The organism is bacterium (assembly GCA_004299235.1).
Classification (GTDB): Bacteria; Chloroflexota; Dormibacteria; order Dormibacterales; family Dormibacteraceae; genus SCQL01.
In genome coordinates this window covers 96537-103442 of the sequence record SCQL01000022.1, presented here as the reverse complement: position 1 = coordinate 103442, position 6906 = coordinate 96537, and the positions used below count along the sequence as shown (strand labels likewise).

The 6906-nt window shown below is 66.0% G+C and carries 8 protein-coding genes; 2 read left to right on the top strand and 6 right to left on the bottom strand.

The annotated features are described in order from the left end of the window. Positions 1-677 precede the first annotated feature (677 nt). Positions 678-1277, bottom strand: a complete 600-nt coding sequence (locus EPN29_06375; GenBank protein TAN33374.1) for a response regulator transcription factor — start codon at positions 1275-1277, stop codon at positions 678-680. A 105-nt stretch (positions 1278-1382) separates the two neighbouring features. Between EPN29_06375 and EPN29_06370 the strand changes: the two genes are divergently transcribed. Further along, complete coding sequence (locus tag EPN29_06370; protein TAN33373.1) at positions 1383-2756, top strand: HAMP domain-containing histidine kinase; 1374 nt, start codon at positions 1383-1385, stop codon at positions 2754-2756. A 6-nt stretch (positions 2757-2762) separates the two neighbouring features. Here the strand turns inward: EPN29_06370 and EPN29_06365 are convergent, their stop codons facing one another. The 3 genes from EPN29_06365 to EPN29_06355 form a co-directional block, all read right to left on the bottom strand. After that, complete coding sequence (locus EPN29_06365; GenBank protein ID TAN33372.1) at positions 2763-3893, bottom strand: hypothetical protein; 1131 nt, start codon at positions 3891-3893, stop codon at positions 2763-2765. A 62-nt stretch (positions 3894-3955) separates the two neighbouring features. Further along, positions 3956-4486, bottom strand: a complete 531-nt coding sequence (locus EPN29_06360) for a response regulator (GenBank protein TAN33371.1) — start codon at positions 4484-4486, stop codon at positions 3956-3958. Continuing rightward, positions 4452-5129, bottom strand: coding sequence for a response regulator transcription factor (locus EPN29_06355; protein ID TAN33370.1), 678 nt, complete (start codon positions 5127-5129; stop codon positions 4452-4454). Before EPN29_06355 ends, EPN29_06360 begins: the two co-directional genes overlap by 35 nt. Before the next feature lie 101 nt (positions 5130-5230). On the opposite strand from EPN29_06355, the gene EPN29_06350 reads away from it, so the two are divergent. Then, the gene (locus EPN29_06350) at positions 5231-5872 is read left to right on the top strand and encodes a hypothetical protein (protein ID TAN33369.1); all 642 of its coding nucleotides are present in this window, start codon (positions 5231-5233) and stop codon (positions 5870-5872) included. Positions 5873-5899: 27 nt separating this feature from the next. Here EPN29_06350 and EPN29_06345 read toward each other — a convergent pair whose 3' ends face one another. Beyond that, complete coding sequence (locus tag EPN29_06345) at positions 5900-6664, bottom strand: sensor histidine kinase (GenBank protein TAN33368.1); 765 nt, start codon at positions 6662-6664, stop codon at positions 5900-5902. Beyond that, positions 6571-6867, bottom strand: coding sequence for a hypothetical protein (locus tag EPN29_06340; GenBank protein ID TAN33367.1), 297 nt, complete (start codon positions 6865-6867; stop codon positions 6571-6573). The genes EPN29_06345 and EPN29_06340 overlap by 94 nt, the downstream gene beginning before the upstream one ends. Between the last annotated feature and the right edge of the window lie 39 nt (positions 6868-6906).

Genomic DNA, 6906 nt, shown 5'->3' with positions numbered 1-6906 from the left:
CATCGCCCGATTGAATAGGAATGCCCACCAATTAATGGTCCGACCAGGGACCCGTCCGTCAAAAACGGCAAGCCAAGCCACCGCTCCAACCCCAAACCCTGGCGCAACAAGTCCGGTCGCCACCAAGAGCGGATCGATCACCGTCTGGTGACCGCCCCTCAAAGGAATCGGGCGAAGGGCGGCAATCTGAGTGCCGATCGCGAGATAGAGAAGGACCGGTAGGGCTGTAGCAGGGAGGGGACGCACCAGCCACCCAAGCCCCACCATGCCGACGCCTATTGCAATGATTCCGGCGAGGTATGACTGCGCCGGCGGCGACAGCGAGCGGAACGGAACCAAGACGCAGGAATTCTAGACTGGGTTTACTGCTCTATCGCCGCTAAACCAAAAGGTCCGCTGCCGAGCGGACCTTTAACTGGATCTGGTCTAGATTTGATCTAGAAAATCCACCAACCGTATACCCGCTGCTTACCGCTGTCTCGCAGCAGACGCTTGAACTTGCGAACCATCTCGGCTTCCCTCCTGTCCCGTTAGATTTCCGGTCGTTTCGGCAGTGTTTTCCAAGTCACTTCAGGAAGCCAAGTTTCCAAGCACCGGGGCTCATTGACAATCGTCAAATCCCATGGATCGGTTCATGGAAAGCCATGAGGCACGCTCAGGGGAATCCATGAGCCGACCTACAAGTCGGCCAGCGTCAGGAGTCCCCGTTTCAATGCGGTACTGACTGCCTCTCCGCGGTTGGTCGCGTTCAGCTTTTTGAATATGTTGTGGAGATGAGTCTCGACCGAGGGAGCTGCCAAGCCGAGGTCCTTGGCAAGGCGTTTGGTCGTATGTCCCTTCGCCGCTCCCCTGAGGATCTGCATCTCGCGGGACGTCAACGACACCATATTGGTCCCGGACTCAGAAAGCGGAGTCTGCTCGGCAACCCGGCGGAGAACTTCCGGGATCATCCTGCGCGGCACCGGATTATCGCTCCTCAATGCAGCTCCTAACGCGCGCTGCAATTCAGAAGGGCCAGCATCCTTCAGGACGTAGCCCGAGCAGCCAGCACGCATCATTCGCAAGAGGTCGTCGCTGGACTCCGAGACTGTCCATGCAATGACCTTTGTCTCCGGATGCCGAGCGAGAAGGGCCTTGGCCGTGGCAGGTCCGTCCATTTCCGGCATGTGGACATCCATCAGGACCAGGTCGGCCTTCAGCGTATCCATCGCCTTCAGCGCATCGGTGCCTGATGATGCTTCACCTACGAGCCTCAGTCCAGGCGCCGACCCCAGCATTGCTCGCGCAGCCGCCCGCGGGAGGATACTGTCGTCGACGACCAGGACTCGGAACACCTTTCGGTCCGATGCCGCTTTCGAGATGAGGCCAGCTTAGCAAGAAGCATGCAGCGCACGGCCGCCTCGTACGGATATCTGGTATTGCTCGCCACTTCACTTGCTGTCATAAATGTGTTCGCTCGCGACTACGACATTTCCCATGCAGATCCCGCTGCCGAAGTCGTCTACCTTTGCCTGGCTGCAGCACTTCTGAACATTCCACAGGTGCGCATCGAACGCGGACGCCTGAGCCTACTTGGTATTGCTCTGTGGGCTGCGGCCCTACTGCTGAACCCACTCAATGCAACGATCGTCGGCCTCGCATCGTCCGCTTCGCTGCTTCGGCGCGGTACGTTTCCAATAGCTGCCAATGGCGTCTTCTCCGCCGCTTTGAGTTGTGTCGGCGCGATCGTGGGCGCGGAGTTGCGGATTGGAACTGTGCTGTCGCTTGGCCCGCGGCTCTTGGTAGTGGCGACATGTATCGCCATCAACATGTTGTTGGTGTTGATCGGCTTACGGATTCGCTCAGGCGAACGCATTAGGAACATGCTTCGGCAGAATTCCAGCGCTCCCTTCTACCTCGCCTTCGCCTACTCCGGGCTGGCAGCACTGCTCATCAGTTACGTCCTCGATGGGTCTCCGCTCGGCTACCTGCTCGCGACCATCGTCTGCGTCCTCGCGCTCGCCCTTACCGACACCATTTCAGGCCGGCGCGTTCGTCGAGTCCTGGAGTCCGAGCTCTCCGACGCCGACCGCCACCTCTTCCACAGCCGCGCCGTCGAGGGCGTCGTCCACAACCTGCGCAACCACGTGGCGACCGCCGTCGGCTACCTGAAGGAGATCGATCCGCGCCGGCTCGACCCGGTCGACCGTGAAAGCATCGAAACCGCGACTGCAGCCGCCAACGACGCGGTCGCCGTGCTCCGCAGCCTCGCGCAGGGCGCCACGCCTCGCGTCAGCTACGCCTCCGAGCCCGTCGACCTGAACGAGCTGGTGACCCGCGCGCTCGGCATGTCTCGCCCACGGGCGCGAACCAAAGAGGTTCAGCTGGCCGTGCGTGAGACGCCGGAGGACGTCAGGGTTCGTGCCGACCCGCTGCTGATGCGCGAGGTCATCACCAACCTGGTCAACAACGCCATCGACGCGGTCGCTGTGGGCGGACACGTCGAGCTCAGCGCCGGCCGTCGGGGCAACGGGTGGCCGTACCTCAGCGTCGCCGACGACGGACCAGGCGTCCCAGATGACCGCCGGCATCGTCTCTTCGCGCCCCACTTCACCACCAAAGAGGGCGGCACCGGGCTCGGCTTGTTCATGTCCTATGGCATCGTCCACGAGCATCAAGGGGACCTCTTGTACGAAGGGAGCCGGCGTGGAGCAGTCTTCACCGTCACCCTTCCTCCATTCGGCGGCAGGCAACCTCACGGGGCCCGCACGTCGTGACCAACACTACGTGACCGCGGCCGGCTCCCACCAAGCCCACGCCGTGCCGTCCCAGATCCAGGTCTCAGACGTCGGGCCGTAAAGGACGACCTGGCCGGTGTCCGGGTCGTAGGTCATGCGGACCTCCGCGCGAGGGGTTGGGTCTTGAGCGCCGGTGCGGTCGGTCCACTTCGTGCCGTCCCAGACAACCGTGTACTCCGCCAATGGTTCGCTGTCCGAGGCGAAGTACACGTACCCGACGATGTCCCTCGTCCTGCCGTCATAGGCAAGCTGAGTCCAGCCGCGGGCGCTCGGAGCCGCAACCGGCTGCCGCGTCCAGTCAGTCCCGTCCCACGTCCATGTGTCATTGAGCCTCGCGGCGCCAAAGCTCCCGCCGAACAGAACCGTCACGCCACGCGCCATGTCGTAGGCCATCCCGAAGAAACGCCTTGCCGGCGGCGTGGTCGTGGGATCGAGCAACGTCCAGTCGACACCGTCCCAGGTCCAGGTGGCGGTGTATGTCGTCGTCTCGCCCTCGCCACCGAACATCACGATCACACCGTGGTGTTCGTCGAATGCCATTCCAGCGCGCATCCTCGGGTTGGGCATGTGCGCCGGGTGCCGCAGCTGCCACTGAACGCCGTCCCAGGTCCAGGTGTCCTGGAAATACAGACCCTGGCCCACGCCCCCTGGACCCGATCCGCCGAACAGGACCACGACGTGCCTGACCGAGTCATAGGCGACCATCGCGGCGCTGCGGGCCCCAGGCCCCTGCACGTCGAGCTGCCGCCAGGACCGGCCATCCCACAGCCACGTGTCCCCCAGTGTGATGGAGGGGTTGTGACCATCTGGGGTTGTGACTGAGGCGGCGCCGCCAAAAAGCAGGACCCCATGATCCTCGGGGTCGTAGATCAGGGCCGCACCGGCGCGCGCGCCGGGTCCGGCCGCGACGGGCGGGGGGCTCGCGGATACAGCGTTGCCATCAGGCGACGCCGGGATGGAGGGTGAGGGCACGGCAGACGGTGCGGGAGAAACGAGGGTGGCGCCGGCGGGACGTTGCCCGGGCAATCGGAACACGCCGCCGGCAAGCACGACCAGGGCCAGGACGACAAGCCCGCCCAGGCCGAAGCCGGCCATCAGGACGTTCCGCCTTCTCACGTCAATCCCAACGGCGTCGCCGCCGCCAGGTTACTGCGGTCGCCGGGGCGCCGTCCTCATGGTCATTGTTCCGCCATTCGGCGGCTGATCGCCGCGGCCAGAACTTCCAGTTCGATGGGTTTGACCAGGTAATCGCTGGCGTCAAGGCTTGCCGCCAGCGCATGTGATCCTGGATCGGTGGCTCCTGTGACCACGATGGGGCGCGACGCTCGGAGCATTGCCCGCGCCGGCGGATCGAGCGCCGGCAGAAGGCTCAGGTCGAAAACCACGATCTCGCGCGGCCGCAACGGCCGCAGAGCGCTCTTCGAATCCGCCTCGTAACCCAGGCGCCGCAAGCCCCGCGCCGTGATCTCCGCCAGCCGCGCGTCGTCATCCACGACGAGCACGGGAGACAGCACGAAGGCGGCCTCCTCCACCGTTCGGAGCAGCGTCAACGCCTCGTCCAGATCACCCAACAACCGTTCGGCCGCCGGCGCCGTGCCGTCCGCTTCGGCCAGCTCCAGCTCAGCTTTCAGCCTCGCCAGCGTCGAGCGCAGCCGGTGCAGCGCCGCCGCCAGCTCAGGCCTGGACGACGAGCCTGTAGCCGATCCCACGTACTGTCTCAACCCAGCCCGGCTCCTTGAGCGCGCGGCGGATCTCGTGCACAGCCTGCTCGACGCTGTGCTCAAAACCGGCATACGTGCTTCCCCACACGCGCTCGAGCAATTCGCCGCGCGGCACGACCTCGCCGGAACGGCTCGCCAGTAGCTGCAGCATCAGCAGGGGACGGCGCTCGAGCTTGAGCGCTCGCTGGCCCAGCCAGGCTTGACCGCTCGCGACATCCACGCGCAGCCGCCCGCTGGCGATGATCCGGGTCACCGGCGCCCGTTCCCTGAGCGCCCCGCGGACCCGGGCCAGCAGCACCTGCCGGTCGGTGCCCTTGACGATGTAGTCGGTGGCGCCGCGCTCGATCCCGACGACCTGATCCGCAGGCGCGTGACGCGCCCCCGTCAGGATGATCACGGGAAACGCGACCCGGTCGGCGCCGGACCGGAGCGAATCCAGGACTTCCGGGGCGTCCATGTCGGGCATCTCGTAGTCCAGCAGCATCAGGTCTGGGGAGCTCGACCGGACTCTTTCCAGGGCTTCGGTTCCGCTGCCCGCAACCTCCACCGCGTAGCCGGCCCGCCGCAGCAGCCCGGCGGTGAGCTCCGCCGTGCGCGGCTCGTCGTCGACGACTAGGAGTTTGGCCGTCACGCCTCTATCCCCAGCGGCAACCTAACAGGTTCAGCGTTTCTTGAGGAAACGCTGAGGTTCCGCTGAGGCCAGACCCGGCCAGGCACGCCTAGCCTGCGTGCATGGGCCAGCTCCCAGACCTCCAAGAAGCCAGGCGCCGGCTGGGACTGGCCCTCGACGTCCTCTGTCACGACCGCTGGGTCCTCGGCTATCTGCGCGGCGGCCGGCTGCAGCCCATCGCCGCGTCGGAGGTTTCGCGCCGGTTCCTTCAGGGCCGCCCCCTGATGCCCCTGTCCCGCCGCGCGCTGTACGAGCAGCGACCCATGGTCGTCAATTCGGTGATCGAGAATCCCAAGCCCTCCAACGGCTACGACTGGGAGCTGGACTGGCCCGCGATCCTCTACGCACCCGTCGGGGAGGCCGGCCGGCGACCGATCGGCCTGCTCGTGCTCGGGTGCCGCCGCGACCACTGGTATTCGGAAGAAGACGTCAGCTATGCGGCGAGCCTCGGTATCACCCTGGCGCCGATGGTGGCGGCGTTGCGCGGCCCTTTGGGACGTCTCAACGAGTCAGAGGGGGAGGTCGCTCAGCTGCTGAGCTACGGACTGTCAACGCAGGAGATCGCGCATGCGATCCGGGTCGACGAGCACGGCACCCGGCTGCTGGTCGAGGGCGTGACTCACAAGCTCCGGACCCTGAGCGCTGACGAGCTGGTCCTGCCTCTGGCGGACATGCGGCTTCGGCGCCGGGCGTTCCGGCTATGAAGTGGAGGGAAGAACCATGACCTGGACTTAGGTGGGGCCGAAAAGGAAGACGGTCGTGCCGCGGCCTCGGGTGCTGACCACCTCCAGCCGGCCGCCGATGCCCGCGGCACGCTCCCGCATCCCAACCAGTCCGTAACCACCCGACCCGGCCGCCACAAAACCGCGGCCCTCATCCGACACTTCGATCAGGAACGGCTTGGCCGCGAAGGCCATCCTGACCCTGCAGATCGACGAACCGGAGTGCCGCCGCACGTTGGTCAGGGCCTCGCGCACGACCTGGTAGACGACCTCACGCTGCTGGGCCGGCAGCAGGTCCTCAGTGCCGTTGCTCGACAGCTCGACCCGGATGCCGTACAGGCGGGCAAACTCGTCGCCCTGGCGCCGCAGATCACCGAGCAGGCCTTCCGGACCGATCGGAGGCGGCCGCAGGTCGGCCAGCGCTTCGCGCACCTGCTTCAGCATCCGCTCCAGGATCTCGAAGACGTTGCTCAGCGTCTCGTCCGCTCGGCCCTTCTTGCCGGTCGCCGAATGGCCTTCCAGGTAGACCTTGAAGAGCGAGATGGCACCGGCAAGATCGGTGGCGATGCCGTCGTGCAGATCGCGGGCGATGCGAGCGCGCTCGCGGACGAGCGCATCCTCGACCGCCTGGTGGGCGGCGAAGCCCTCCGGCGGGGCCGCCACCTTGTGGCGCGCCTCGGTCACGCCGCCGCCCCACGCCTGGCATAGGACCGCAGAAGAGCGACGACCAAGGGATGGCGCAGACGGCGCAAAGCGTACCGGTAGGGCCGCCACAACCTCGCCATCTCCTCGACGGCCAGACGCAGGCGTTCGACGTCCGCCTCCAACCCGACGCGTTCGGTCTCGATTCGCTCAGCCAGCAGGCGGGCGCGCTTGCCGATCGCCATGCCCCAAATCGCCGCCAGTAGGCCCTCGGCCACGATCGCCACCCCGGCCGCCGCCAGCAGCCAGACGCCGATCCAGCCGGCAGGCGTCATGGCAGGAATTCTCGCCGCGAGATTCGGGCGCGGGCTTCC

Coding starts and splice junctions, on each gene's coding strand:
- EPN29_06375 (TAN33374.1), bottom strand. CDS start 1,277: ATGCTGGGGTCGGCGCCTGGACTGAGGCTCGTAGGTGAAGCATCATCA.
- EPN29_06370 (TAN33373.1), top strand. CDS start 1,383: ATGCAGCGCACGGCCGCCTCGTACGGATATCTGGTATTGCTCGCCACT.
- EPN29_06350 (TAN33369.1), top strand. CDS start 5,231: ATGGGCCAGCTCCCAGACCTCCAAGAAGCCAGGCGCCGGCTGGGACTG.
- EPN29_06340 (TAN33367.1), bottom strand. CDS start 6,867: ATGACGCCTGCCGGCTGGATCGGCGTCTGGCTGCTGGCGGCGGCCGGG.